Below are 22,732 nucleotides of genomic sequence, written 5' to 3'. Positions count from 1 at the left end.
GCGGGCCGTTTAACCGGCAGTTTGTTGTGACTGTTGACTGGCTTTGTATTCCTCAAGCGCCTGCCGCGCTTCTTCCTCAGATATTCCCTGGGCCTTCAGCTTTTTCAGGTCTTCCGGGGTCAACTCCTGAACGTCATCTGCCTGTCCGTCAGGCTGTTGCTGTTCTCCGGGCTGGGGTTGCTGGCCCTGCATCTGCATCTGCTGTTGCTGCATTTGCATCTGCATCTGATTCTGAACCTGACCGGAGACAAACTGCTGAATGAACTGGTTATTAATCCCAGGAATGTCATAAATGTTCGGAATGCCTGGAACGTCCACCGGATTTTTGGCCTTATCCAAACCTGACTCAATTCTGAGATCGTTGATACTGGCATCACCGGTTCTGAGTCTCAATTCATTCAACTCCTGCCGACCTTTGGCATCCTGTGATTCAAAGCCAACGAACTGCAATTCGACCGGCATGGATGTGAATGCCTCAATGAATTCGCTCTGATTGATTGACGTTTGCAGGTGGGTCAGGAATAGCCGGGCACCTTCGTCCGATGACTGGCGGATGATTCCATCATCTGCCGTATCATTCAGAGCGCTTGCTCTCATCATCTGACTATAACTCGGGAGACCGACTTCAAGGGGTGCAATCCCGGCAATCTGGCAGAAGATGGTGCCGATCAGGACCCAGAATTGGTGGAATTCCTCATCCTTGCTGGTGTTTTTCAGATTCAACCACTGGGCATCACCCTCTTTCGGCATACTGATTGATACGATACGGTTCTTTAACCGCGGATCCGTCTGATTGGCGTGAATCATCCGTTTTAGGGTTTCCAGCAGGTTTGAACTACCGATTGCACCTTTCAGAACGAGCAATCCGTTCGGAATCTTTGTCTCATTGAAATTGCTGGCATTGTAAGACAACATCCCACTGAGGTATCCCAACATGGTCGCGGCCTGTTCGACTACCCCGTAACCCCGGATAGACCGGCGGTAATCGCTGGTTCTGTTCAGGTGGAAAACCTCTAAGTCCTCGGAATAGAATTCTGCGACTTTCAACCGGTCGATCAGTTGGATATAGTCCGGCTGTCGGTTCTGTGGAATGCTCATGTCACGTCCGGCCTGTGCCATGATCGACCGGATTTCCCCCAGCAGGATGTTCTGATTCACCTTGTCTGCCGGGTGAATAACCGGGTAAATCGTTGCGGAATCATTCAGGGTAAGCGCTCTTGGTCTTCCATACAATCCCCTGATCTTTTGCAGGGCGATTGCATCCAGATCGAAAAAGTCCCGGTAAGCTGCTGCCATGAATTGCAGCATGGATGGGCGGACTGAGAATGGGGCAATGAACGCCTCGCGCTCAATAACTCGCTCCCACTGGTCCAGTTGCTCCCGCTCCTGCTTGGTTGGAATATGACCATCTTTAAAGACCAGGTTGAAGCCGGTTTTATTGATCGCTCCGGCTCCCACTTCCTTATCCACCCCTTTGGCGAACTTGGCAAGTTGCGCTGTCCGCTTCTGTTTGATCATCAGGGCGACTGAGTGCTGGCCTGCTCTTCGTAGCAGGTCGTAGGATGGCAGGTAACCAATGGAATGGTCCCCGTACTTCATCCCATCCTGATATCCGATCTGCTGTTGCAGACTGGCCGATGCCAGAAGGGTGTTAAGCACCTCGTTTTTGTATTGGTCCAGTACTTCGCTGTCAAGATCGATCGATGTGATCTCGGGCTGTTGTTCCGGTTTTGGTTGTGGTTTCCGGTCTCGTTTACGGCTCATGGGGTCCTCTGTTGAAACAACGGGCAGGCCCTTAGCCACGTTTTGAAGGTGGTTTTAATATCACTGAGTTCATTGGACAGTTTCCCGGCATTCAATTCGGACTGAATAAGGGCCTGTTGTAACTCGAACTTTTCGCGCTTGAGTTCATACATTTCCTGATTCATTACCTCGATAGCCATGGCCTGTTTTTGTGTCCGTTCATTCAGAACCTGCAGAGTTACAGATAACTGATTCAGCGTATCGGCATTTCGCTCCTGCTGTTTCATCAGCTGTTTCTTGGATAATCCCAGATAGGAAATCGGATCGAGTTCCGAGACTCGCTTTTCAATCTCTTCCTGAATGGACTGTGACTTTTGTTGGGGGGCTTGGGCTGTGGCTTCCGTGTCGGGAGCTTCTGCTGTTTTGGTCTGTTCTTCGATCATTCGTTACTCCTGCTTCAACGAATAAAAAAAGGGGAGTCAAAAACCGGCTGTCCGGCCTCGACTCCCCTTTTGTGGGGTTGCGCTATGTGGTTATGGCTGGTGTCTGCACCTACCAATTGCAATCCAATGACAAATGTAGGGGCATTCAGTCAGTTATGCAATTGTAAATAGCACATTTTAACTATGTTTTCAAAATTTTGCTAAACTCAATTCAAACGATACCGGACAGGCGCTTTAACGTGGCCGATTCATCGCTTCCCTTCCTGGATTCTTCCAGCAATCGTTCGGAGAACTGGCCGGATTCCACCATATCCCGGATCAGCAGGAAAACCGGTTCATCGCATTCCATTTGTCGTTCTATCTCGCTTGGGAGTAGCGGGAGTCCAGCTGCCCGTAATCTCTCCTGAATGCCTGTGTACCGGTGGCAAAGTTCATCAATGACCTTAAACAGTCTGACGGTCGGGTCCACTCCGTTTGCCTCGTCCATCATGTATTGTTCGTCCAATGCCCGCTCAGTTATCATATCGCTCCTTATGATTTCGGATAGTAGGCCTCGACCTGTTTCCGGATTATCAGGGCCTCTCTGATTGTTACTCCCATGAGGTCTGCCAGCCGGTGAATGTGTTCCGGGTGGCTCTCATTGACACCGGACTGCCGGAGATTGTGCCGATGCAGGATGTACTGTTCAATCAACCGCTTCATCGCTGGTTCGCTGTCTATGCTACTGCCTCCGGCAACAAATTCGCTGTACCGGTTCAGTAGGTCTACGGAAAGGGCCAGTGCATCTCCAACGTCCTTGGACCCGCCATCCGGGTGGTCAATACGGCCCTTGTCCAGTATCAATTCCGTCAACTCGCGGTCCAGATCATCATCGGCCAGACAACGGATCCGGTCACTCCAAACCTGAATTCTCATTCGCTTGTATAAGCGCTCCTGCTGCTTCCTGCTGAACAGGTGACAGGTGGAAGATACTCCCCGGCGTTCTATCTCCTGCCGTAATTTCTCTGACTGGTACCGGTCGGAGTCAATGGCGTATGTGTTGGGAAACGCGGTCAGAATGTGGGAGATCATGTCTGCTACATTCAAGTAATCTACCGGATGGTCCCGGTCTGGCTTCCATTTCAGGATGGTGTCAATAATGGGAATCCGGTTGAATGCGACCAGCTCAGGTTCCCGTGCGTCCAGAAAGATTTCTTCCCGATATGGATCCACTGGTTCTGAATATCCTCCGACTATGGTAAACCCGTCCTGATTGATTGAACTGTCGATTGCGAATGCCCTTGGCCGATTATCTCCTTTTATTGCCTCTAACTGCAGGGCTGAGTAGTTTGCGACCCCACCTTTATTGTCCGGCCTGCTGGTTATGGTCTTGGTCCATATTACGGCCGGTTCGACTCCATGGCTCATCATCGCGCGGATCTTCGTCTGATACGGGGCAAAGAACTGGTTATGGCCACCGGCTTTCTGGCAGAGATACCGGGCATCGTACTCAACCGGGTCCTTACTCCGTTTGTCGATGAATTCGGCTTCTGTCCGGTTCGGGTTGAACTCGAATGTACTGAACCTGAAGGCGATCAGGCCGGTTTTAATCCCCTGCCTGCGCTCTTCCTCGTACCGCTTCAGGTATTCATGGGTAAGGTCAAACTGGCTGGTATTCAGATAGGAAAACATGAGAGTCTTTCCTAAGCGTCCAAAACGGGAGACGTTGTTTCCCTCGTACATATTGACCAATTTTTTCGCTTTCAAATAGGTCGCCTTGCTGTCTGCGCGGCTGATTTCGTCAACGATACCCAAAATGAATGAATACCCTTCCGGACTGGTGGCTGTTGAGTCAAACGAAATCAACCGGAGCGATCCCTCTCCCCTCCTGAGTGGCGGAAATTCAATCGACTGGTTCTTAATCTGCTTCTTCTTCCCGACCTGATAGTAATCAATTTCCGGCTCGTTAAACGCTTTGTCGATGTTCAGTCCTGCGTACCGCTCAAACCAATTATCGCCAGTTGCCGGGTCCTTGGTTGATACAATGGCGTTCTTAGCATTGACGAAAAACGCTCGCTCTGCCTGCTCCTTATTGACCAGTGTTGAGTTCCCGATATCAATATTCCTGCTGCGGTCCAGCGGATCGTTTCCGGTCAGGGATGGAATGTAGGTGAAAGGATCAATCAGATTGGTTATCCAGTAGGCGTAATAACTGACAAGGGTCTCGAACGTATAGTTTTTGCCTCCACCCTGGCCGACCGCTGCCACCACCATCTGTTTGTCTATGGAAATCCGGGCCGGATCAGTACCTACAATGGTTGTCAATACCGTCTGCTGTGGTTCTGATAATCGCCTGCCGAGGAATTCCCGGGCAAAGGTCAGTATGTCAACCGGCTCTGTCTTAAACTGGCTGTCATGCCCTTTGATCATCAGGGTTGGAACCCCGGACCGATCGATCAGATACTTAAACAGGCTCACTGGATACCTTTGGGTTTAACAGATCGGCCTTTTCTGCTGTGAACCGGGTCTCACACCGGCGTGCCAGGTCTGCAATCTGCGCTGGGGTCAGAAAGCGAGTGAGTTCCTCATACAGGATACGGAATTGAAGTTTGTGCTCAACCTCCATGTTGATCAACGCATACGTCCCGGTCCATGTCTTCACTATGTCATTGGTCACCCGGACAAGTGTGGCAATCACGTTCGCCTCTTCCTGGCCGATCTTTCCGCGGAGAGCAATCATTTTAATGATCTCGTCCAGAACTTGCGTGTTCCGAAGTAAGCTCATCCGGAAATCCGCTTCCACCTTCGTTGGGTCGAATGAGATTTGAACAGGGACCATTCCCATCATGACTTCCGGAAGACCTGCAAGTGGTGGCGGCTGGTCTTTCCTCTTCTTACTGCCCTTAACTGTCATCAGGTCGCGTTCACCTGCCTGAATGATCTGATCGGTCTGTTTCCTGATCAGTTTCATGGTGGGTTTAATCGCCGCGACATCAGGCAGAACCTTCTCTCCTTTATGAAGCGCATACTCGGCATCGCTGATTTTGCTGGTGCTTTTCAATCGGTGAATCATCGTGGAAATGGACTGTCTGCTCAGTCCCATGGCCTCTGCCATTTCAGATATGTTGAGAGTGGTGTCCTTCCGGATCAACCGGATCAGTTCCGCTTCCAATTTCTCTGTCTGCTCTTTAGTGGGTCTCGCCATTTAACTTAACATGCCCTTCTTAACTTAACATGGTGGTGTTAAGTTATTTTGCTCAAAAACCGGCCCAGAGGGCCTTATTTAACTTGACACAATGAAGATGTTAAGTTATTTGGTCAGTTTTTATCAAACGCGATTACCCCTATTCACTTATTAGCCTGTTCTTGCTATTAATTTCTGTTAATAAGTAAGCATATTGTTGCTTATATACAATACTGTTTAGTACTTTTGTCCTGTACTCAAAGGGGAAATGTACTATGAAAAACGTAAAACCTACCGATGCCGTCATCAACGGATTTCGTCACACCGGTGACCGAATCGACTGGCCTCATCACCGCTACTGGTTTGTCAATCCTAAAAATCAAACCGTTGAATCGTTTGCCTATCTGCCTATCGCCCGGCTGGTCGCTGGTCGTCCTGCCGTGGAGACCGGTACCACAGTGACCATCCATAAGTTTGGCTCTGATAAAACTTGGACGGTTGGGGGAATGGTATGAGTGCTTCAGGGGCCGAGTACGAATTTCTTCGATCTGATGTCGATAGGCTTGTCTCCGGCATACAGCAGAAACTGTTATCTCGCCATAACAGGGGTGGTGTTGACGGTTTTACGTGGGCTGATGTCGAGGAGCTTCTTCATGTCAGAAATCTTTTGAGTGAATTGGATGAGTTTCTTTCGAGAGATGGGGGTAAATAACAATGTTCTTTCTTTTAAAATTCGCCTGCCGGCTGCTGGATCTTGGTTGTCCTGTGGCGTTTATCAGTCAAATGGGCATTCACCTTGCCGATGGCCAGATAATTTCGCGTGTTGCGATACGCAACCTGAGTATTGACGATTCAGAGGCAATCAACCGCGTTGCCGCTAACCTTGCTCCATTTGAATGAGAAGCCGGATGACGAAGGAATTCGTATTCATCGATCTATTCTCCGGTGCTGGTGGTGTTACCACTGGCATTGAAACGGCCACCCGAAATGGGGTTAAGATCGCCCGGGTTATTGCTGCTGTTAATCATGATGACCTTGCAATCCAGAGTCATTCTGCGAATCACCCCGCCACTTATCACTTTGTTGAGGATATACGCATTCTCGATGTTGATCACCTTGTCGATTTGGTGAAGCGCGAGAAGACAAGGAATCCGGACTGTGTGGTTTGCCTATGGGCCTCTGCTGAATGCACAAATTACAGCCGGGCAAAGGGCGGTCTCCCTCGTAATCAGGACAGCCGAACCTTGCCTGAACATCTGCTGCGCTATCTCCATGCTCTCCCTGACATAGAACTGTTCTTTCTTGAGAATGTCGAAGAGTTTATGTGCTGGGGGCCGTTGGATGAAAACGGTAAGCCGGTCTCGCGGTACTGTGGGATTGATTATATCCGGTGGGTTGAGTCTGTTAAAGCCCTTGGATTCGAGTATGATTACCGGATCCTAAATGCTGCAGATTTTGGTGCCTATACCAGCAGGAAACGGTATTTCGGTATTTTTTCTCGGCCCGGCGTTCCTGTTTGTTGGCCTGTGCCTACTCATAGCCGTAAGCCAGATGGTGGTGGGTTGTTTGGCGGTTTAAGCAAGTGGAAACCTGTCAGAGAGGTCTTGGATCTCGCTGAGGAAGGCCGGTCGATTTTTAATCGGAAAAAGCCACTATCGGACGCTACTCTACGGAGGATTTATGCTGGCCTGAAGAAGTATGTTCGTAGCGGCGAGTCTGCATTCATTACCAAACATTTCAGCGGGAATCCCGACCATAAACTGGTGTCTCTCGATTCGCCTGCCGGCAGCTTGACTACTGTTGACCATCATTCGCTCGTCCAGACTACCTTTCTTGCCGAATATCATGGCACCGGGACCGAGCATTCCATTGACAAGCCTTCGATCACCCTAACGACCAAAGATCGTCTCGCTGTAATCCAGGCTGAGCACTTTATTGATAAACAATACTCTTCTGGTGGACAGAATCAATCGATTGAGACACCAGCTGGGTCGCTGACAACCGTTCCAAAGTTGAATCTGGTCAGAGTAGAACATGGTTGGTTAATGGATACCCAGTACAACAACGTGGGATCCGACCTGGAATCCCCCTCTCCGGTCATTACCGCCAACCGGAAATATCACTATTTGGTGAATCCGCAATTTAATAATGGCGGATCAGGCGTTGATAAACCTTGCTTCACTCTCATAGCCCGGATGGATAAGCGTCCTCCGTCTCTGGTTTCTGTCTCTGCCGGACTTCCGGACATTTCCATATCTGAGTCAGATTCACCCATAATGAGACAGATCAAGGCATTCATGGCAGAAAACAATATCGTAGACATCAAGATGCGCATGCTCAGTGTTGTTGAGATGCTCCGTATTCAGGGATTCCCGTCTGATTATGTGCTGATTGGCAATCAAGGTCACAAAAAGAAGTTCATCGGGAATAGTGTTCCACCTGTTCTTGTCCGGGCGCTGATTGAGTCTGTCTGGTCAGGGTACATTGGTTCCGACCTGGACAGATTGGCTGTTTAAAAATAGGAGATAAGTATGAATACAATCGAAAAGGCAGTATTAATCCATAATTCATGGAAACGGGAAGAGGGTATCTCGGATATCGAGTTTAACCTAAGAAAAGAGCTTTACGATAAGGAGACTTACTATTTCACTGAATTTCTCCGTTTTGTGTGCTTTCAGTTTTCGATGAATAAGGAATGCCTGAATGCTCAATTATATGAATTGGTCGGCATGTATCCTCTGCTTCCCATGGAGTTCTATCCCGGAATGTCGGACGACGAATCGGACGACGAAAATGTTGGTTTGATAGTGTCATCGTTTGGGAATATGGGATTTTCATTGTCGTATAATCTGAGAACCACAGCAATGACATTTTTGGTCTCAAATTATGAGTATCGATTTGGCAGGATTCAGAAGATAAGGGAAAAGGTTGTACTCAATAATATAACACAGTCAAACTTCAAGCAGAGTTTACAGACATTATTCTCTTTGTGGAATACTGTTGGTAAATGGGATGTGGTGTATGAAAGACCGGCGTGACGATCTGATTGTGGCAATGTTTCTCGGCCTGGCGGTTGTCGCTGTGTTTCTGACCCTTCTCCGGTGGGGTCTGTAATGAGTTTATCCGTTTGTTTAACTATGAAAGGAGGCATCCATGAAGTAACCGTGTTTACACGAACCATAGTCTTTAACCCTGCCAGCTGCCGGTGTTTGCCGGCAGTTGGTTTTTCTGTCGGTGCTGAACGGCACTGAGTAAATTAACTCAATATGGTGAGTAAAAATCAGGTGAGCTTTAAAATGAACGAGAAGAGAATAAAAAACGATGTAACCGCTCATGCCTACCGGCGGTTTGTTACGTGGGCCAATCAAGAGAAGGTCAAAGCGGATCCACTGTTCCATTCATGGGTGGATGAGGTGAACCGGTGCCGGCGGACCAGTGACATTGAAGGAATTGACCGTGTAATCTCCCAGATCACACGGAAATATGATGAGCCTGGAAACATTTATAAGCGTGCCCACAAGGTCCTTGAAATGGGTGGGACGACCGTAGATGCCTGTAGAGCGTTTTATACAGATGATGATTATATCAATGACTTTGCCCCTTTGCGCGAAGCGGCTCCGGGTGGTAAGGTTATCTGGACGATGGCTACCGGTACCCAGGTGTCGGTGGTGTAACGTGGTCATTAAGGCGGTCTGGGGCAGAAGACATAATGGGATTGTCGAGCAAAAGAAGGTCTATACCCTTTGCCAAAACATGCACCCGGTCGAAATGGCCTATGATATCCGGTTGGAGGTCGAAATTGACAAACCAGAGGGTGATGGGTGGGTGCTTTACTATTATTTGATTATTAAGGGAGGGAAAGAATGAAATCAACCCCGATTATATTCTCAACCGAAATGGTCCGTGCAATACTGGATGGTCAGAAGACGCAAACAAGGCGGATAGTTAAGGGTGATCCATATTTATGGCTATTCAATGAAACGCCTTTCGGTAAAGTAGGCGATCAGTTATGGGTCCGTGAAACATGGGCCTATGGAAATGATGATTTGCTTTTTATCTATAAAGCCGGGTATCCTAAAAATTCGCCTTATCAACTTAAAAATACACCATCCGTAAGCAATGTAAAATGGAAACCGTCCATCCACATGCCTTTTGTTGTATGCCGGATATTTCTTGAAATCACCGACACCCGGATTGAGAGACTTCAGGATATAACTCCGGACGATGCAATGGATGAGGGAATACCGCTAACTACAAATGATCCTATTGAGGAGTTTTGTTTCTTATGGGAATCCATCTACGGCCCCGGTTCATGGGACGCAAACCCATATGTATGGGTGATTTCGTTTAAAGCAAAGGTGTGGCAATGAAACCAATTATTGAACAGCCAGACCATTGCGACTTCGGCGGTTTCGACCCGAAACGCCCATGGATGAACGAGTGGGCAAAATGGAGAGGGGTAAATAAAGACGGGACAGAATGGGAGTCTAATAAACAATTATATCTACATGATAATCAAGACTATTTCTGGTTAAGGGAACGGGAGTATTCTTACTTCCTAAAGTACCAAATCATCAACGACAACATTGACATGGCCGGCAAGGACTGGACGCGGTCGAAGCAGGAGAGAAAATGAGCCGTTCTCGCAAAAAGCAACCATTTACTGGTATTACTACTGCGGAGAGTGAGAAGAAAGACAAACAAATATGGAACAGAAAGTTCCGCCGCAAACGCAAACAGGTTGACGTTGATGGGCTTGATGATCGAATTGTCATAAAAAAAGATGGTGACCGGTCATTTAGTAAAGACGGGAAGCAAAGACTTAAGCCCGGATCAGACAATGAAAGGTATTTGAGAAAGTAACGATATGTATAGAAAACACCGGTTTCCTATACACGTCCGCGGAATATGTATAGAAAGTAACTAAAAGAAAGGACCCACCATGAAACGAAAAACCACAATTGAATTTTTACGAATTATTGAATTCGAGTACGATGATGAATCTCCAGAGTTTCTTGAGACCTTAAATGATGTATTTGAAGGTGAGGGTATAGAGGATTCACTGCAAATCCTTGCCCATGAAATCAACGCAGGAGATGGAGTGTCGGAGTTCCACCGTCAAACCTATAAGGGTATTTCGATCGAGGAAGGATGCGATATGGATAGCTGCAGAACGTATCCGGAATTCCCGAAAAAGGAGAAAAAACAATGAAATTCGAAATAGTCAGCAAAAAAGAGTTCGACAGGTTACCTCCTCACAGAGGGTATATGTACCATGAACTTCGCCGGTTCGTATTTGAAACAACAGATGGGTGTGTTCAGGTTGATTGTAAAACCAGCGGTAGAATCAGGTCGGCTATACTGAGCGCCAGAAAAGCAGCAAAAGAAGTTGGCAAACAGATTGAGGTAAAAAGAGTAGGCCCAAATTCGGCACTTATTCGGGTGACATCAATTATTATTGCCGGGGAGAACAAACCATGAAAATGCAACGCATATCTACAGAGACATTTGAAAATGCATCCCATAAACTCTTTGGCCGGCACAAGCCATTAGGAGATTTTATGCGCAATACCCGTATCGGATACATGAAAGTCACAGCAGATGACAAAAAGCAAGTCAAGAAGGCCATCAATTATGCGTACATTCATGCGAAAAAAAATGGCAAAGCTATTGATATACGGTACTGCGACAATCTTTCATTTATCGTAAGCATTTATCCAAAACAATAAGTGTCCAATAAGGAACCCAAACAATGCAATTAAAGAAAATCAGTTCTGAAAAGTTTAACAGTGCCATTGGTATCATAAGAGGCCCCTCTGGCAAATTCAATGAATTAAAGGTATTCATACGCGAAAATTCAGATGAATGCGTTGAGGTCACTGCCTCCGATAAAAAGGAACTCTACGCTATCGGGCGAGAAGCAAAGAGTGAGGCTAAAAGGCGGGGTAAAACGATCAAAATCAAATATACCCCAGATAATAAGGTCCTCATCTGGGTGATGCCTGGCCAAATCAGACCAAAGAAACCTTAAAAAAGGAGAATAACGATGCCAATACCAGAGAATTACTCAGTAGAGATCAAAATTAACGATCAACCTGTATGGGGGCTAAAGTCCCCACATGCTCCAAAAGGAACAATCCCAAACCAATCGGTCCATAAAACACTGGTTGATATTTTGACCTATGCCCTGGCATGCGCACGGTCCGATCAGGAGGAATACGATAAACACTTACCTGATAGGGATGATCCGTATCTGGTGGCGAATAACGGCAGTCCTGTCGCCAACATCAATGGTGATGTTCCACAACCCTGAGTGCGGGACAAGGATTTTAGCGGGGAAGGCCTTAAAGAAACCACCATGGTACCGAAAGGACTTCCCTTCTTTGAAATTTCTGAACTCAGTATCAGTTGTCAGCATAAAGTTGCATTGAACGTCTGCTGTTAATTCGACGATATCACCGGCGTTTAAATGTCTTTTTGAATGGATAAATTCCATGTTCTGGCCCTTTTTTCGTGCATTTTGACTGCGGTCACAGATGACCTGCGGTTCCAATTAAAAATATTTTTAGGTAAATTTCAACGGACATCACTGACTTTTTCAACCAATCAAAGGAAGCTACTCATGAAACGTAATCATCTATTTATCATTGTCTTTGTCCTTTCTGCTCTGGTCGGATGCCAGCCAAGCAAAAAAGAAGTGACTGGTGAGAGTGAAGCTGATAAGAAAATCATTGATATAGTAAGGAAATCCGATGCCATGGGGGAAGGCGTTAATTGGGAGACGTTTATTGCTCATGCCGCCGGCCTGAAGGGTAAGATTGATTGGAGGTACTTTCGTGGAGAAGAGAAACAACATGTTGTTGAACTCAAAATGCTTCACTATGACGATAAAACCGCCGCTGTTGACACACTTCGCATGCAATGGCAGGTGAATCCAGAAACAGGATTTAACAAACTATCTTACTTCGCAATTAACAGTGTAGCGCAACCAAAGATGTTGGGTATGATGAAACTCGAACTATGGGTGGCACTCAACCGCTAACCCCTTGACATTTTCAGCCGTCTTTCCGAAGTTTGAAGCATCAAAGAAAACACTGGCGTTAATTCGCCTCCGCGTCAGCGAGCAAACCGGTTACCAAACCGATCAACCAACTGACTCAAACTTCCGGCAATGATTTTTGGCCGAGACTCCCCTTGTCGCGAGGCTTGTGGGGGCGGGACCAGTGTCCGCTTTGATAAGTCTCGGCCCCTGTTTCTATCAAAAACAAATCACTGGAGCACCAAATGAATTTTACCCCGCAATCTGCCAGCCTGACCAATCAGCTGGCGTACAACTACGTTACCTCTCCTTTTGACTCGATCGTCAAACGATACCCGGATGGCACCGAATTCTGGTCGGCCAGGGATCTGATGAAGCTGCTCGGGTATGTTGACTGGCGAAAGTTTGAGGAATCCATTCGCCGGGCTGTTCAGTCCGCGATCAACACCGGTCTCGTTCCGGAAAAAACCCTGCAATACATTGCCTCTGAACTGGTTCCCGGAGCCGGGAAGCAGTCTGGAAACCCCGATTTTGAGGGTTCTGACATGGTAGGCGGCGCCGCACACCATGCAGGAAATCCCGATTTTGAGGGTTTTACTCATTTCCGACCGGTCAGCCGAATGGTTGACAGGGGATTCGGTGATAAACAACAACTTTCCCGGGATTACCAACTCTCCCGGATTGCCTGCTACCTGGTAGCAATGAACGGGGATCCGCGTAAACCAGAGATCGCTTCCGCTCAGGCATACTTTGCGCTTCAAACCAGACGCGCAGAAACCGGCGTGGCTTCGTTGTCGCGGACGGACGTTGTTCGTATCGTCCGTGAAGAGCTTGGCGATATGGAAAGCCGCCTGGAAACGAAAATGACCAACGGTTTCGTTGAACTCGGAAAGATGATCGTGGAACTGGGCAATATCTCTGCAAAACTCGCTGGCGCGACCAGAGAAGTAGCAAACAACCAACATCGTCTTCCTCCCAATGTACCTGTCGTTGCTCAGACAAACCTGTTTGAACCTGTCCTGGCCGATATGCCTGCCGATCCCCTTACGCTTCAGGCGAATCTGTCTTGGATGGTGAGACGGTACTGCAAAGAGAATAAGCTAAACTATTCCTTTGTCTGGTCCTCGATCTATCTGCAGTTGAAATACAGGTACCACTATGATGTGAAAAGCCGCGGGAGAATGAAAGGGTCTTACGTGAACCGGATCTTTGTTGACGGGCAATCCAATAACCTGTGGAGGATCGTTTCTGACATGGTAAAGTCAAACCAGACTCCGGGTATGATGAGGAACTGATGCTCATCGACCGGGTGGTCTGTATAAACCGGAGAGTGTTAAGGGGTCATTGAGACCCCTTTTTTGTTGGTGGGGTTTACTTTCCTGACTTTCGCCTGTTATCAAACTTACAGAGGAGTTGGCAGTTTTCCTGATTGGTCTTCCCGCCTTCATGCCATGGGGTGATATGGTCTGCTTCCATGGCATCAAAATCGAATCTGTTCCCACAGACCATACACTTCCCGTCCTGCTTCTCATAAGCCTGTCGTTTCTGTGATTCAGAGAATGCTCTGATATTAAGCATGTTCTCTGTTCCCGTTAGGACAAAATCATAGATGCCAGCCTTGTTTGTCACGTCATCATCAAGCATGAGCTCTGAAACCCGCTTTTCGAGTTGTTTCGGATCGTATTTGTTTTCCTTGCATCGCTCATAAAGCGGTCCCCATTGCACCCGCTTCATTTCTTTGCGGTATTTTGGAAAGGTGGCTTTTACCCAGTTTATAACCCCCTGGAAGTATAGCCAGAGTTCGATTGCATTGTCATCCATCTGATGCTTGGCCATGTAGATTTCAATATTTCCCACCGAAATCCAATCAATCACTGTCTCCAAATATTCCTGGCGGATGGCAGTACCTGTCATGTAATCAGACGCGAAATTGTAAGCCGGGCACCCGTTCTTACTGAAATACCTTTTTGCGTCTGTTACCCACGGGCCGGAATATACCGCGTTTCTCAGTTCCTGGTCGGTCAGTTTCTCGCCGGCAATATTGATCGTTTTAAACCACTGCAGTTTCTCGCTATCAGACCCGCTGCACAGATAGACCATAATTTTGTAATTTAGAAACCGGTCAACCTCGTCTGATTCGAGATTCTGAAAATATCTGAACATGAAAGCGAATTCCCGGTTCACATATTGACAGATAGAGACCGTTCGCTGTTGGCCGTCAATAAGTTCAAAGTTCCCGTCTTCCCCTACTGCCCAGTACATAACATTCAGAGGAAATCCCTTCATGATCGTGTCAATGACCGCATCCCTCTGTTTGTCCTTATAAATAAACTCTCGTTGGTATGGTGGGCGAATGTCCAACCTTCCGCCATATCCAACAACACCACCCTCTGCGTTGTCCTTATATCCCTCTGTAAGCTCGCTGATAGTGATTTCTTTGAGTTCGATTTTCATGGTTGCTGTATTCTTCTGATCAGAATTCTACCGTATTTCAGTTTTCCGTTGATATATGGACCATCTTTTCCAGACGATGAAGGGATTCCGGCCAGGCCCTTTATGTTTCCTGCAATCAGACCGATGATCTCAAACTGGGATGGATTGTGTTGCTCAAGAAAGGTAATAGGGACCCCCATCACTCCGAAATAATCCGCGGGAATGTCCTTCAATTTATCAACATTGATCGCTTCGTAGTTGTCAAATTTCTGATATTCGTTCTCATCGTAGTTTCTATAAAGAATTTTTTCTTCATGACGTTTGGGGTGATCTAAATTCGTAAACCAGTTGACGTTCCCCATACTAAAATACTTTTGACCACCTTCTATCTTCTTGCGGGATTCAGTTGTGATATCATAGTGATCTCTGACGGCAAACCATTTTGTTCCACCATTCTCAACCCCGAGCCAAACATCCCCGTCTCGTATTAGTTTGAAAATGTCTTTGTAGGTAATTGCGTTCTGGTGGCCAATTATTAGGAACTTCTTGTTATACTCAATTAATTGGGATACAAACTCACGAAATAGAGAGAACGGTGGGTTTGTGACAACAATATCTGCCTGTTTTAAAAGCTCAATAGCCTCACTGCTCCGGAAATCCCCGTCTCCTTGCAGGTGAGTTATCTCAGTGTCGCTCAAAGAGGGGATCTCATTCAGGTTTGCGGTACCATCGTACTCAAGGTAAATGGCCCTCTCGGAATCACCTGTGCTGAACAGGTCTGGGTTTTGGCTTTTATAGCAGGTTGTAATGAGTTTCTTTAACCCAAGCGTTTTGAAATTAAGCGAAAAGTACTTGAAAAAGTTACTGATTCTCGGGTCATCGCAATTACAATAAACCACCTTGTCTTTGAAGTGGTGGCGGTAATGCTTCATTTCCTGTTCAATGTCGGACAGCTGAGTGTAGAACTCATCATTCTTTTGTGCCCTTGCTTTTCCGAGGTTTTTATTTAGGATACGTTTTGACATAGAAAGAAAGACCTTTTTAGGCGCTCTGACCCTAATAATTAACAGTCACCATCAAGGAAATTGATATAATCCTGCTCGACCAACCCCAAGTATTTCAGATGCTGCTTAATAATAAAGATTGGCACAGTTTTTACGTGAGATTGAAAAGTAAGTGGCCTGGTCAGGCCCTTCTTACCCCAAGATTCATGCCCCCCATTAGTTCGCAGGCACCTGCAATCTCTATATGAAAGGAATGAACGATGTGTCTGAACCGATATGTTTTTCAATCGGTTGGATGACATCAGGCAAAGGCTGGGATCTTAATTTCTTCGAACTCCCGATCAAGTCCTGGGCGGGAAAGAAGTTCGGAAACCATTTTATTTTTCTTGACTATTTGATCGAAGTTGGGGGCATGGATCCGATTGTTTCTCATCTTCCAGCCACATTTCTTAAGTTCCTTGAATATAGTCTGGTTTTCGAGTGTGTAACGCAAAAATTCCTCAACAGCAAAATGAAAACTCTTTTTTGCTTCTTCCAGATCATTCCCATACCCATATAAGTCAAGAGCAGGTGAGTACAATACCCGGTATCCTTCCTCAGAATACGATATCAATTGGAGGCTAACATTAACAGAAAGCGTTCCTGCCTCTTTCATACATCAATACTCCCGTAATTTCTGGTCCTTGGAATAAATTATATCCCAGAGGACTCATACTTCATTTGGCCTTAAAATGTGCCAGTCTATTGTTTTTGGTGAGTTCTTGAGATTTAACAACCGTAATGGGGATGGTGACGGACAATCTGCTCGTCAAGTCAGTGATTATTTCCTGTGCCAGTTCCATTGCTTTAAACAAATACATATCCGTGTTTCCAAACGAAGCATTGTGGTCTGCAGGATCGTTTGATATGTACCGAGACAACTTGCTTATTGACTCTAATTGAATATACTTCGTTTTGATTGGTACCGGGACCTTTCCTCCCCCGATCATCCGTTTCCGCTCATCGTGGTTTCTGGGATGATCCCCAGGGCCATGTTGATCCAAAAACGCATCAACCAGGTGAACAATAGAATAGTAGATCAATGTGATTCGCCAGTCAAAATAATCACCTGAAACAGAATTTATTTCACCCAACAACTCAAGGTTGTGGATAATCTTATCAATGTGCTCCTGTTTCGATGCCATCAAACAACACCTGATATCCGTTCGGCACAAGAAGGTCGTCCGATGCCTCTGAATAGAATGAGTCTATAAAAACAGAAAAAATTGGGTAATATTTATCGTTAATCCGATCAACTATCTCAGTAACCGAATTCATGGATTCCGTGTCATTGTCTTTAAACTGAAACCAAAGAACATACTTTGATAGATTCTCGAAGAAAATTGCTGTCCTAACCCTCTTATCCAGCCCATTGGCAACGAATTCTGTAAAAAGGTCCTGAAGAATGGCCCGTATTGCCCTTCTGCCATTTTCTACGTTTTGAAGCTGGGCCAGTTTGAGTGTATCATCATTAGCAATGGCTTCAACAACTTCTAACATCTCTCTCGATATGGTCCCAGTGTTCAATTCCATCCGAATGATCTTGCACTGATGAATGATCTGGTTAATTGCTTCGTGAAGATGGGCATTCCCCTGTTCGGCCATAAATTGTCCGGAAGGGATTTTCTTTGTTTTTTTTGTGGTGGCGAGCATCTCTTGGGTACCGTAAACGCATGTCGTGTTATAGCATACTGTCCGTTTAAACATTAGTAACATCCCACTTAAGGGGGCTACTTTGAAGTGCTATTGGTTTGGTTCTTGGCTTAGCGTAATCGGCCTTTAATGATTCTGATAGCGTTTTTGCTTGACTCACGAATATATATCAGGTTAAACGAATTAGTCAACAATTTCGGTCAAACTGGTTTACATTCGGTTAACTCTAATGGTTGGCTAACCCTACCAGCTATACCCATTATACACTTGTTTTGGCCTGTTAGTTCCGTTTGTGCTGTGATATAAAACAAAAAACCCGGTCATGAGCCGGGTTTTCTGCGAACGGGCGTCCCCATTCCTTTCGCTTGCTTCGTGGGTTGGTTTAATGCAATGCGGTGGGTTTTAGCAGCCAGGATTGCGAATGAAAGGCCATTCGTAGCCACTGTCAAGGTTTACCCTGTTGTTGTCGTTGACAGTCAGGTCCTGTCTTACCCAGGATCGGGCGCGTGTTTCAACAAGCCCAATCCTTCCCTCCTTTCCAAAATCAACGTATGGCAAAAGGTTATTTTCCGTGGCGTTGGTACCGGTTAACGGATCATTGATGATTCCGCATAATCGGTCGTCCAGATAAATATATCGCCTATCGGAAGGGGAAATCACGTCACCTGTCAGGGTAATATCCATATCATTATCCAGCTCCTCAAACACCAGATCGGTATCCGTTGACACCGAGGGATAGAGGATCAAGCCAGAGTCAATTCCGATATCCGCTACACAGACAACCTGCTTTGAGGCAGACAGCTGATCGGGTGGATTCGGGGTAAATCCGGCAAAAATGACGATGGAAAAAACCAGAAGGCATAAGCCGATGATCTTCTTCATGTGGTCCTTTCTGTTTGGGTTTGGAGACAAACGTAGATCGAATGTAAGTAATTCTATGCTTACTTAGCAAGACTTTGATAAATAAATATTTTCACACCACCGGAAATTCTTGTGGCCACTCAACTGGCCACTCGGACGGATCCGCCCCGGACCGGTCCTTCAGGTCGTATTCCCTCGCCAACACTGAACCGTATTGTTTGAAAAACACCGGTACGTTGTACTGGTTGCATTCAAGGATCAGATCCACCACCCACTCGTCTTGCATGGGCCGTGCCCTTTTCCCTGACTCTCCTCCGATAATCACCCAGTCAAGGTGTGCCGCAAACCGTTCTATTGAGACAGGGCCTAACATGGGTTCAACCGAGATGAACCGGACGTGCGCTGACGTTTGAATCAGGTATGGTACTCGTTTATCAAATTGCTCCTGGTTCTCTGTTGTGACTCCCAGCCAGACGTTTGGAAGGTGGTAGGCGCCGATCAGGTTATCGTTGACCACTTCCTGCATTCTGTCAGCTCGCTTTGTCAGAATTTGGAATGTGTGCTTCCTGGCAATAGACATCGTTTTAAACACGTCCATGATAAAACTCGGAGGCACTTCTGCGTGAAAAAGGTCACTCATTGAATTCACAAATATCCGCTGTGGCATCCGGATTGAGATCGGGTCACCCAGACGATTTCCCTTCAGCTGGATCTGTGTAAATGGTTTGGAATACTGCTCTGGCAGACCTGTCTTTCCATTATTCCATGCTTCGTATCGCATGTCGTGTAATTCAAAGGCGTAACAGTTCCGACAACCGGGTGAAACCCGCTGGCAACCAACCACCGGATTCCATGTTCTGTCCGTCCAGGATATTTTCGTTTTGTTCATTGTTCCCTCGGTTTTACTGAAAATCCGTACTTATACCGCAAACATTCGCCTATCTGAGAGTTACCTGCAATGCCAAAGAAGCTACCATAAGCGTAGTTGCTTTTTAAACGTATTAAAACGCTCCTCTTGCAAAGTCCAGTACTCTTTATCTATCTCAAAGCCTACAAACTCGCAATTTGCTAAATCAGCTTCTATGCGCATCGAGCCACCGCCTACGTGCGTATCAAGTAGCTTCATACCTTCAAATCCGTAATCCGCAATTAATTTTCGGTAAAGAAGCTGCGGTTTATGGCAAGGGTGTATTCTCTTTTCGTTTAGTTTCTTATTTCCTTGCTGTGTCATTGGTTCGCTCAGGCTTTTAGCTTGGCACATTCCAGCCCACAACAAAGGCAATTCAATTTCGTGGTCAATTAAGCTGCAGTAAGCCATTTCATATTTCTTAAAACTCACACCATCTGCAACGCCTTTGTTCCACTTAATACGCCCTGTGCCTAACCCTTGCCAATCGACATACTCAACACCGAAAATTATTTGCTCCTTACTCACTCTCTGCAATTCATCAAAGTAACTCTGTTTAGGTGGCTCTTTATCCCATTGCTTTTGCGTATATGGCTTTTTGTTTTTGTTGCCGTTCAGCCTTGTTCCGTTTTTCTGCTTTACGGTAGTGTTCATCTCTTTAAGGTATGCCATATTCGCAACATCAATTCCGTATGGTATGTCGCAAATTGCTAAATCAAAGTACTTATTTGGAAAGCGTTTTAATCCTACCTCGCAATCCTCGTTGAACACCACAGAAGGCACAGCAGGTAACATGCGGTAAAATTCATGCCTTGCCTCTGTGCGTTCCTGTATATCTATATCTCGTATCATCTGTTATCGTATTTTGAATTGAAGTGCCGCGTAGCACCTTTCCACCTCAACTCGGAGATCATTGCAATCAGAACACTCTTTAAGTCTTACCAACTTTCCAGCCAGGCCAGACCGATTAAGTGCATCGAAATTCTCATCTCCGAAAGCAGCGAGGCATACTGGCGCACCCGAGTTATTCTTATACATCGTCCCATCTGCCAGATAAAAATGTGGCCGACCTTTAAGGAAGAGAATTCCAGTAGCGCACCGGAAGATCCATTCATGGAACCAATTGGTGTCTACTCTGGCAAACGTCAGCACGATTCCGTTGTTGTGGCTGGCCATTCTACTCAACCACTTTTCTGTGTACTGTCCGTATGGTGGATTTAGCCAGACTCGACCTTCCCATTCCTGCAGGAACCCATTATCCTCAATTGTGAAGTGCTTTTTTGCTGTGTTCCACGGCCTGTTGATTGGAGAACACGGATCCAGATCAAATTCACCCAGAGCTTTGATTATCTCCGGGGGAGTCAACCATTCATCGTTTTTCTGGACTGATGACTGATGATTAAAAGGGTTCATTAAGGGTGCCTCCAACTGTTTCATGCTGCATGCTTTGCCTTTCTCCAGTTCCAAGTTGCTATCGCCTTCACCATACGGTCTTCCCCCTGGTAAATCGGAGTGGACGGGCGGATTTCGCATTCATCGTTTGCGCAACGAATAAACGCATAATCGTCTGTTCTGAAAACACTTGGGCGCTTCCTGCAGAACGGGCAACAATCAATTGACGTTTGCTTCGACTGCGAATGCTCTGCTGTAACTTTCTGCAAATCCATTGATCATTCCTTCGAATTTTTCTATCGTCCAGTCTCCAATTACCGGATCGTTTCTCCTGACCATGCCAATCAACCTGTCAACATCGGTGTTCTCTTCGCGGATCCTGCTGAGGATCTCCGCGTCCATCACTCCATAAGACCGTCCGACAATTGCTACCTCTTCCGCATATTGTCCGTACCGGCGGATTTGATCCAGCGTCCTCAAAATCGTTTGTTTTGAGAACTCAACGTAGGTCCGGCTGATTGCATAGTCAACTGATGACCTGAGCTTCTCAAGCCTGATTTCGTAGATATTCGGCTGTGATTGGTTCATGTGGTCTGATTCCCATTGCTATTAACCGGTTCTGGTGATTACTGATAATCGATCTCAGGTTGGCCCGGTACTGATCGATCTGCTGTTTTGTTACGGATTTCACGTCTGGATCTCGGAACCAATCGGCCGTTAAAATGTTCCTGGTGTGACGATTAATCGCTCTTTCACGATGAAACCCTATTTCTCTGGCTACATGCAAAGCAATCTTCTCGTCTGCAGAATCAAGGATGCTTGTATATAAATCAATCTCTCCTCGTATCCTGCTGATTTCGACCATCTGAGTATATTTATCTGACCTTACTGGTGCCTGATCACTTTCGCCCTGCATGAAATCATCCACCGTCCACTGAACCACCGGACGCTTACTATCCTTCAACCGATTCACTGTATCCATGACCAGCGATGGTTTTAATCCCATGGATGAAAGCTTTGAGATCAGGTTGTCTATGTGGTTTGTTTCTGCCGGGGTTATTCGCCTGACATACCTGAACGAATCCCTGACGTTACTGTTACCGCTCATTCTGTCCAATCCTTCGCATATTTTTCCAGAGTTCCTGTTATTACTTTATCCCGATTTTCCCATAACTGCATGATTGACCAATTCCGAAGCCACCATTCAAACCCATCCCGGTTTCTTGCCTCAGCTGCAGTATTGACCAATTCGTCAATGTAGGCCTTTGTGTATGTTGGTTCTCTTGACTGATAGTTTGCCCTGAATTCTGCAACGATCTTGCTCGGAATGCCAAACTGCAGGCCCCTTGTTTTTGAGAATTTGGAAGCAATAAACCGATCAACAAAGTACCTTGCCGCCATCGAACCATTAGGGAATCCCGCTTTTACTTCCAGTTCTCCTGGTGTGTAAAACGCATTTGACTCATGGTGAGCAAATGGAAGCCCGGTTGGTATGGTAGTTTTTGAATAAACGGATTCCGGTTCCTGTGTTGTTGGTGTTTCCGCTGGCGCGTGCTCGCTCTTGTAGTCACCACTACCCTTGTTTATACCAACAACACTAACACCATTCCTATACTCCATTCCCATACTCCATTCCTGGGCAACTGGTACTTCTTTATCGTCACTCTGTTGTTTCCCTGTTGTTTCCCTGTTGTTTCCCTGTGGTGTATCGGGTGTGATTTGGGTTGGTATTGGTGGATATGCGCTCGGAGTCTCAGCCTCTTTACCAGTTAATCGCTGGTGTTTTTTGAATTTTGCGATCTCAATGAACCGCCCGCCGGCTACTTCATACCGGGTGATGAACTTGGCGTTATGAAGCTCCTGTAACATAGCATCCGTGTCCCCGTCATCGTATGGATGGGTTTGGACCTTGATTCGCTTTGGCCTGTCCTCCAACCGACCCTCGCTGTCTGCAATGGTCCATAGGCCGATAAACAGAAGCCTCGTCAGCAGAGGAAGGTTTGCAATCTCTTCGTCCAGAAAAAATGTAGGCTTGATTGACCTTATTCGTGCCAT

34 protein-coding genes are annotated in these 22,732 nt (G+C 46.4%); 15 read left to right on the top strand and 19 right to left on the bottom strand.

Features of this window, described 5'->3' with window-relative positions; all coding sequences use genetic code 11:
* Window positions 1-9 precede the first annotated feature (9 nt).
* The 5 genes from HUU10_04345 to HUU10_04325 all read right to left on the bottom strand — a co-directional run bounded on the left by HUU10_04345 (window position 10) and on the right by HUU10_04325 (window position 5,370).
* Window positions 10-1,764, bottom strand: a complete 1,755-nt coding sequence (locus HUU10_04345) for a hypothetical protein (GenBank protein ID NUQ80821.1) — start codon at window positions 1,762-1,764, stop codon at window positions 10-12.
* Window positions 1,761-2,186: a hypothetical protein gene (locus tag HUU10_04340; GenBank protein NUQ80820.1), complete on the bottom strand. Its 426-nt coding sequence runs from the start codon at window positions 2,184-2,186 to the stop codon at window positions 1,761-1,763. The genes HUU10_04345 and HUU10_04340 overlap by 4 nt, the downstream gene beginning before the upstream one ends.
* Window positions 2,187-2,397: 211 nt before the next feature.
* Window positions 2,398-2,709 (bottom strand): hypothetical protein, encoded by a 312-nt coding sequence (locus HUU10_04335; GenBank protein NUQ80819.1) that lies wholly within the window; start codon window positions 2,707-2,709, stop codon window positions 2,398-2,400.
* A gap of 8 nt (window positions 2,710-2,717) precedes the next feature.
* Complete coding sequence (locus HUU10_04330; protein ID NUQ80818.1) at window positions 2,718-4,643, bottom strand: hypothetical protein; 1,926 nt, start codon at window positions 4,641-4,643, stop codon at window positions 2,718-2,720.
* Window positions 4,630-5,370: a DUF977 family protein gene (locus HUU10_04325; GenBank protein NUQ80817.1), complete on the bottom strand. Its 741-nt coding sequence runs from the start codon at window positions 5,368-5,370 to the stop codon at window positions 4,630-4,632. The genes HUU10_04330 and HUU10_04325 overlap by 14 nt, the downstream gene beginning before the upstream one ends.
* A gap of 254 nt (window positions 5,371-5,624) precedes the next feature.
* Here HUU10_04325 and HUU10_04320 point away from each other — a divergent pair, with 254 nt between their 5' ends.
* From HUU10_04320 to HUU10_04260, 13 genes are all read left to right on the top strand, one after another.
* Window positions 5,625-5,864: a hypothetical protein gene (locus HUU10_04320; GenBank protein ID NUQ80816.1), complete on the top strand. Its 240-nt coding sequence runs from the start codon at window positions 5,625-5,627 to the stop codon at window positions 5,862-5,864.
* A gap of 199 nt (window positions 5,865-6,063) precedes the next feature.
* A complete protein-coding gene (locus tag HUU10_04315) occupies window positions 6,064-6,249 on the top strand; it encodes a hypothetical protein (protein NUQ80815.1) in 186 nt (61 codons plus the stop codon).
* 8 nt (window positions 6,250-6,257) lie between these two features.
* Window positions 6,258-7,865 carry a DNA cytosine methyltransferase gene (locus tag HUU10_04310; protein NUQ80814.1) on the top strand — a complete coding sequence of 536 codons (1,608 nt, stop codon included), beginning with the start codon at window positions 6,258-6,260 and terminating at the stop codon, window positions 7,863-7,865.
* A 15-nt stretch (window positions 7,866-7,880) separates the two neighbouring features.
* Window positions 7,881-8,387, top strand: coding sequence for a hypothetical protein (locus HUU10_04305; protein ID NUQ80813.1), 507 nt, complete (start codon window positions 7,881-7,883; stop codon window positions 8,385-8,387).
* A gap of 258 nt (window positions 8,388-8,645) precedes the next feature.
* A complete protein-coding gene (locus HUU10_04300) occupies window positions 8,646-9,023 on the top strand; it encodes a hypothetical protein (protein NUQ80812.1) in 378 nt (125 codons plus the stop codon).
* Window positions 9,024-9,212: 189 nt separating this feature from the next.
* Complete coding sequence (locus HUU10_04295) at window positions 9,213-9,719, top strand: hypothetical protein (GenBank protein ID NUQ80811.1); 507 nt, start codon at window positions 9,213-9,215, stop codon at window positions 9,717-9,719.
* Window positions 9,716-9,985, top strand: coding sequence for a hypothetical protein (locus HUU10_04290; protein ID NUQ80810.1), 270 nt, complete (start codon window positions 9,716-9,718; stop codon window positions 9,983-9,985). Before HUU10_04295 ends, HUU10_04290 begins: the two co-directional genes overlap by 4 nt.
* Window positions 9,982-10,212 (top strand): hypothetical protein, encoded by a 231-nt coding sequence (locus tag HUU10_04285; GenBank protein NUQ80809.1) that lies wholly within the window; start codon window positions 9,982-9,984, stop codon window positions 10,210-10,212. The genes HUU10_04290 and HUU10_04285 overlap by 4 nt, the downstream gene beginning before the upstream one ends.
* 79 nt (window positions 10,213-10,291) lie before the next feature.
* Window positions 10,292-10,561 carry a hypothetical protein gene (locus tag HUU10_04280; GenBank protein NUQ80808.1) on the top strand — a complete coding sequence of 90 codons (270 nt, stop codon included), beginning with the start codon at window positions 10,292-10,294 and terminating at the stop codon, window positions 10,559-10,561.
* A complete protein-coding gene (locus HUU10_04275) occupies window positions 10,558-10,830 on the top strand; it encodes a hypothetical protein (protein NUQ80807.1) in 273 nt (90 codons plus the stop codon). The genes HUU10_04280 and HUU10_04275 overlap by 4 nt, the downstream gene beginning before the upstream one ends.
* On the top strand, window positions 10,827-11,078 hold the full coding sequence (locus HUU10_04270) for a hypothetical protein (protein ID NUQ80806.1): 252 nt from the start codon (window positions 10,827-10,829) through the stop codon (window positions 11,076-11,078). The genes HUU10_04275 and HUU10_04270 overlap by 4 nt, the downstream gene beginning before the upstream one ends.
* A 23-nt stretch (window positions 11,079-11,101) precedes the next feature.
* A complete protein-coding gene (locus HUU10_04265; GenBank protein NUQ80805.1) occupies window positions 11,102-11,380 on the top strand; it encodes a hypothetical protein in 279 nt (92 codons plus the stop codon).
* A gap of 15 nt (window positions 11,381-11,395) precedes the next feature.
* A complete protein-coding gene (locus tag HUU10_04260; protein ID NUQ80804.1) occupies window positions 11,396-11,662 on the top strand; it encodes a hypothetical protein in 267 nt (88 codons plus the stop codon).
* Here the strand turns inward: HUU10_04260 and HUU10_04255 are convergent.
* The gene (locus tag HUU10_04255; GenBank protein ID NUQ80803.1) at window positions 11,579-11,845 is read right to left on the bottom strand and encodes a DUF1883 domain-containing protein; all 267 of its coding nucleotides are present in this window, start codon (window positions 11,843-11,845) and stop codon (window positions 11,579-11,581) included. The two genes, HUU10_04260 and HUU10_04255, sit on opposite strands and share 84 nt — an antisense overlap.
* 126 nt (window positions 11,846-11,971) lie before the next feature.
* Between HUU10_04255 and HUU10_04250 the strand changes: the two genes are divergently transcribed.
* Together HUU10_04250 and HUU10_04245 are read left to right on the top strand one after the other, a co-directional pair.
* A complete protein-coding gene (locus HUU10_04250; GenBank protein ID NUQ80802.1) occupies window positions 11,972-12,391 on the top strand; it encodes a hypothetical protein in 420 nt (139 codons plus the stop codon).
* 242 nt (window positions 12,392-12,633) lie between these two features.
* A complete protein-coding gene (locus HUU10_04245; GenBank protein ID NUQ80801.1) occupies window positions 12,634-13,683 on the top strand; it encodes a hypothetical protein in 1,050 nt (349 codons plus the stop codon).
* A gap of 76 nt (window positions 13,684-13,759) precedes the next feature.
* On the opposite strand, the gene HUU10_04240 is transcribed toward HUU10_04245, so the two are convergent.
* From HUU10_04240 to HUU10_04180, 13 genes are all read right to left on the bottom strand, one after another.
* The gene (locus tag HUU10_04240; GenBank protein ID NUQ80800.1) at window positions 13,760-14,842 is read right to left on the bottom strand and encodes a DUF262 domain-containing protein; all 1,083 of its coding nucleotides are present in this window, start codon (window positions 14,840-14,842) and stop codon (window positions 13,760-13,762) included.
* Window positions 14,839-15,846 carry an adenine-specific methyltransferase EcoRI family protein gene (locus HUU10_04235; protein NUQ80799.1) on the bottom strand — a complete coding sequence of 336 codons (1,008 nt, stop codon included), beginning with the start codon at window positions 15,844-15,846 and terminating at the stop codon, window positions 14,839-14,841. The genes HUU10_04240 and HUU10_04235 overlap by 4 nt, the downstream gene beginning before the upstream one ends.
* 280 nt (window positions 15,847-16,126) lie before the next feature.
* Window positions 16,127-16,480, bottom strand: a complete 354-nt coding sequence (locus HUU10_04230; protein NUQ80798.1) for a hypothetical protein — start codon at window positions 16,478-16,480, stop codon at window positions 16,127-16,129.
* Between the two features lie 61 nt (window positions 16,481-16,541).
* Complete coding sequence (locus HUU10_04225; GenBank protein NUQ80797.1) at window positions 16,542-17,009, bottom strand: hypothetical protein; 468 nt, start codon at window positions 17,007-17,009, stop codon at window positions 16,542-16,544.
* Window positions 16,984-17,517, bottom strand: coding sequence for a hypothetical protein (locus HUU10_04220; GenBank protein ID NUQ80796.1), 534 nt, complete (start codon window positions 17,515-17,517; stop codon window positions 16,984-16,986). The genes HUU10_04225 and HUU10_04220 overlap by 26 nt, the downstream gene beginning before the upstream one ends.
* A 402-nt stretch (window positions 17,518-17,919) precedes the next feature.
* Entirely contained in the window at window positions 17,920-18,399 is a 480-nt protein-coding gene (locus HUU10_04215; GenBank protein NUQ80795.1) for a hypothetical protein, read from the bottom strand.
* Between the two features lie 91 nt (window positions 18,400-18,490).
* Entirely contained in the window at window positions 18,491-19,267 is a 777-nt protein-coding gene (locus HUU10_04210) for a phage Gp37/Gp68 family protein (GenBank protein ID NUQ80794.1), read from the bottom strand.
* 81 nt (window positions 19,268-19,348) lie between these two features.
* Window positions 19,349-20,080 (bottom strand): site-specific DNA-methyltransferase, encoded by a 732-nt coding sequence (locus HUU10_04205; GenBank protein NUQ80793.1) that lies wholly within the window; start codon window positions 20,078-20,080, stop codon window positions 19,349-19,351.
* Between the two features lie 60 nt (window positions 20,081-20,140).
* Window positions 20,141-20,698: an adenine methyltransferase gene (locus HUU10_04200; protein NUQ80792.1), complete on the bottom strand. Its 558-nt coding sequence runs from the start codon at window positions 20,696-20,698 to the stop codon at window positions 20,141-20,143.
* A gap of 20 nt (window positions 20,699-20,718) precedes the next feature.
* Window positions 20,719-20,952: a Lar family restriction alleviation protein gene (locus HUU10_04195; GenBank protein NUQ80791.1), complete on the bottom strand. Its 234-nt coding sequence runs from the start codon at window positions 20,950-20,952 to the stop codon at window positions 20,719-20,721.
* Window positions 20,897-21,265 carry a hypothetical protein gene (locus HUU10_04190; protein NUQ80790.1) on the bottom strand — a complete coding sequence of 123 codons (369 nt, stop codon included), beginning with the start codon at window positions 21,263-21,265 and terminating at the stop codon, window positions 20,897-20,899. Before HUU10_04190 ends, HUU10_04195 begins: the two co-directional genes overlap by 56 nt.
* Complete coding sequence (locus HUU10_04185) at window positions 21,225-21,785, bottom strand: hypothetical protein (protein NUQ80789.1); 561 nt, start codon at window positions 21,783-21,785, stop codon at window positions 21,225-21,227. The genes HUU10_04190 and HUU10_04185 overlap by 41 nt, the downstream gene beginning before the upstream one ends.
* Entirely contained in the window at window positions 21,782-22,732 is a 951-nt protein-coding gene (locus HUU10_04180) for a hypothetical protein (protein ID NUQ80788.1), read from the bottom strand. The genes HUU10_04185 and HUU10_04180 overlap by 4 nt, the downstream gene beginning before the upstream one ends.

This window comes from Bacteroidota bacterium, assembly GCA_013360915.1.
In the GTDB taxonomy this organism is placed as follows: domain Bacteria; phylum Bacteroidota; class JABWAT01; order JABWAT01; family JABWAT01; genus JABWAT01.
The sequence above is the reverse complement of the archived record's forward strand: the minus strand, read 5'-3'. Positions and strand labels throughout refer to the sequence as shown.

Bases quoted from the DNA above. Each gene is read 5' to 3' on its own strand.
- HUU10_04345 (NUQ80821.1), bottom strand. From the start codon at position 1,764: ATGAGCCGTAAACGAGACCGGAAACCACAACCAAAACCGGAACAACAG.
- HUU10_04340 (NUQ80820.1), bottom strand. From the start codon at position 2,186: ATGATCGAAGAACAGACCAAAACAGCAGAAGCTCCCGACACGGAAGCC.
- HUU10_04335 (NUQ80819.1), bottom strand. From the start codon at position 2,709: ATGATAACTGAGCGGGCATTGGACGAACAATACATGATGGACGAGGCA.
- HUU10_04325 (NUQ80817.1), bottom strand. From the start codon at position 5,370: ATGGCGAGACCCACTAAAGAGCAGACAGAGAAATTGGAAGCGGAACTG.
- HUU10_04320 (NUQ80816.1), top strand. From the start codon at position 5,625: ATGAAAAACGTAAAACCTACCGATGCCGTCATCAACGGATTTCGTCAC.
- HUU10_04315 (NUQ80815.1), top strand. From the start codon at position 6,064: ATGTTCTTTCTTTTAAAATTCGCCTGCCGGCTGCTGGATCTTGGTTGT.
- HUU10_04310 (NUQ80814.1), top strand. From the start codon at position 6,258: ATGACGAAGGAATTCGTATTCATCGATCTATTCTCCGGTGCTGGTGGT.
- HUU10_04305 (NUQ80813.1), top strand. From the start codon at position 7,881: ATGAATACAATCGAAAAGGCAGTATTAATCCATAATTCATGGAAACGG.
- HUU10_04300 (NUQ80812.1), top strand. From the start codon at position 8,646: ATGAACGAGAAGAGAATAAAAAACGATGTAACCGCTCATGCCTACCGG.
- HUU10_04295 (NUQ80811.1), top strand. From the start codon at position 9,213: ATGAAATCAACCCCGATTATATTCTCAACCGAAATGGTCCGTGCAATA.
- HUU10_04290 (NUQ80810.1), top strand. From the start codon at position 9,716: ATGAAACCAATTATTGAACAGCCAGACCATTGCGACTTCGGCGGTTTC.
- HUU10_04285 (NUQ80809.1), top strand. From the start codon at position 9,982: ATGAGCCGTTCTCGCAAAAAGCAACCATTTACTGGTATTACTACTGCG.
- HUU10_04280 (NUQ80808.1), top strand. From the start codon at position 10,292: ATGAAACGAAAAACCACAATTGAATTTTTACGAATTATTGAATTCGAG.
- HUU10_04275 (NUQ80807.1), top strand. From the start codon at position 10,558: ATGAAATTCGAAATAGTCAGCAAAAAAGAGTTCGACAGGTTACCTCCT.
- HUU10_04270 (NUQ80806.1), top strand. From the start codon at position 10,827: ATGAAAATGCAACGCATATCTACAGAGACATTTGAAAATGCATCCCAT.
- HUU10_04265 (NUQ80805.1), top strand. From the start codon at position 11,102: ATGCAATTAAAGAAAATCAGTTCTGAAAAGTTTAACAGTGCCATTGGT.
- HUU10_04260 (NUQ80804.1), top strand. From the start codon at position 11,396: ATGCCAATACCAGAGAATTACTCAGTAGAGATCAAAATTAACGATCAA.
- HUU10_04255 (NUQ80803.1), bottom strand. From the start codon at position 11,845: ATGGAATTTATCCATTCAAAAAGACATTTAAACGCCGGTGATATCGTC.
- HUU10_04250 (NUQ80802.1), top strand. From the start codon at position 11,972: ATGAAACGTAATCATCTATTTATCATTGTCTTTGTCCTTTCTGCTCTG.
- HUU10_04245 (NUQ80801.1), top strand. From the start codon at position 12,634: ATGAATTTTACCCCGCAATCTGCCAGCCTGACCAATCAGCTGGCGTAC.
- HUU10_04240 (NUQ80800.1), bottom strand. From the start codon at position 14,842: ATGAAAATCGAACTCAAAGAAATCACTATCAGCGAGCTTACAGAGGGA.
- HUU10_04235 (NUQ80799.1), bottom strand. From the start codon at position 15,846: ATGTCAAAACGTATCCTAAATAAAAACCTCGGAAAAGCAAGGGCACAA.
- HUU10_04230 (NUQ80798.1), bottom strand. From the start codon at position 16,480: ATGAAAGAGGCAGGAACGCTTTCTGTTAATGTTAGCCTCCAATTGATA.
- HUU10_04225 (NUQ80797.1), bottom strand. From the start codon at position 17,009: ATGGCATCGAAACAGGAGCACATTGATAAGATTATCCACAACCTTGAG.
- HUU10_04220 (NUQ80796.1), bottom strand. From the start codon at position 17,517: ATGCTCGCCACCACAAAAAAAACAAAGAAAATCCCTTCCGGACAATTT.
- HUU10_04215 (NUQ80795.1), bottom strand. From the start codon at position 18,399: ATGAAGAAGATCATCGGCTTATGCCTTCTGGTTTTTTCCATCGTCATT.
- HUU10_04210 (NUQ80794.1), bottom strand. From the start codon at position 19,267: ATGAACAAAACGAAAATATCCTGGACGGACAGAACATGGAATCCGGTG.
- HUU10_04205 (NUQ80793.1), bottom strand. From the start codon at position 20,080: ATGTTACCTGCTGTGCCTTCTGTGGTGTTCAACGAGGATTGCGAGGTA.
- HUU10_04200 (NUQ80792.1), bottom strand. From the start codon at position 20,698: ATGAACCCTTTTAATCATCAGTCATCAGTCCAGAAAAACGATGAATGG.
- HUU10_04195 (NUQ80791.1), bottom strand. From the start codon at position 20,952: ATGGATTTGCAGAAAGTTACAGCAGAGCATTCGCAGTCGAAGCAAACG.
- HUU10_04190 (NUQ80790.1), bottom strand. From the start codon at position 21,265: ATGAACCAATCACAGCCGAATATCTACGAAATCAGGCTTGAGAAGCTC.
- HUU10_04185 (NUQ80789.1), bottom strand. From the start codon at position 21,785: ATGAGCGGTAACAGTAACGTCAGGGATTCGTTCAGGTATGTCAGGCGA.
- HUU10_04180 (NUQ80788.1), bottom strand. From the start codon at position 22,732: ATGGCACGAATAAGGTCAATCAAGCCTACATTTTTTCTGGACGAAGAG.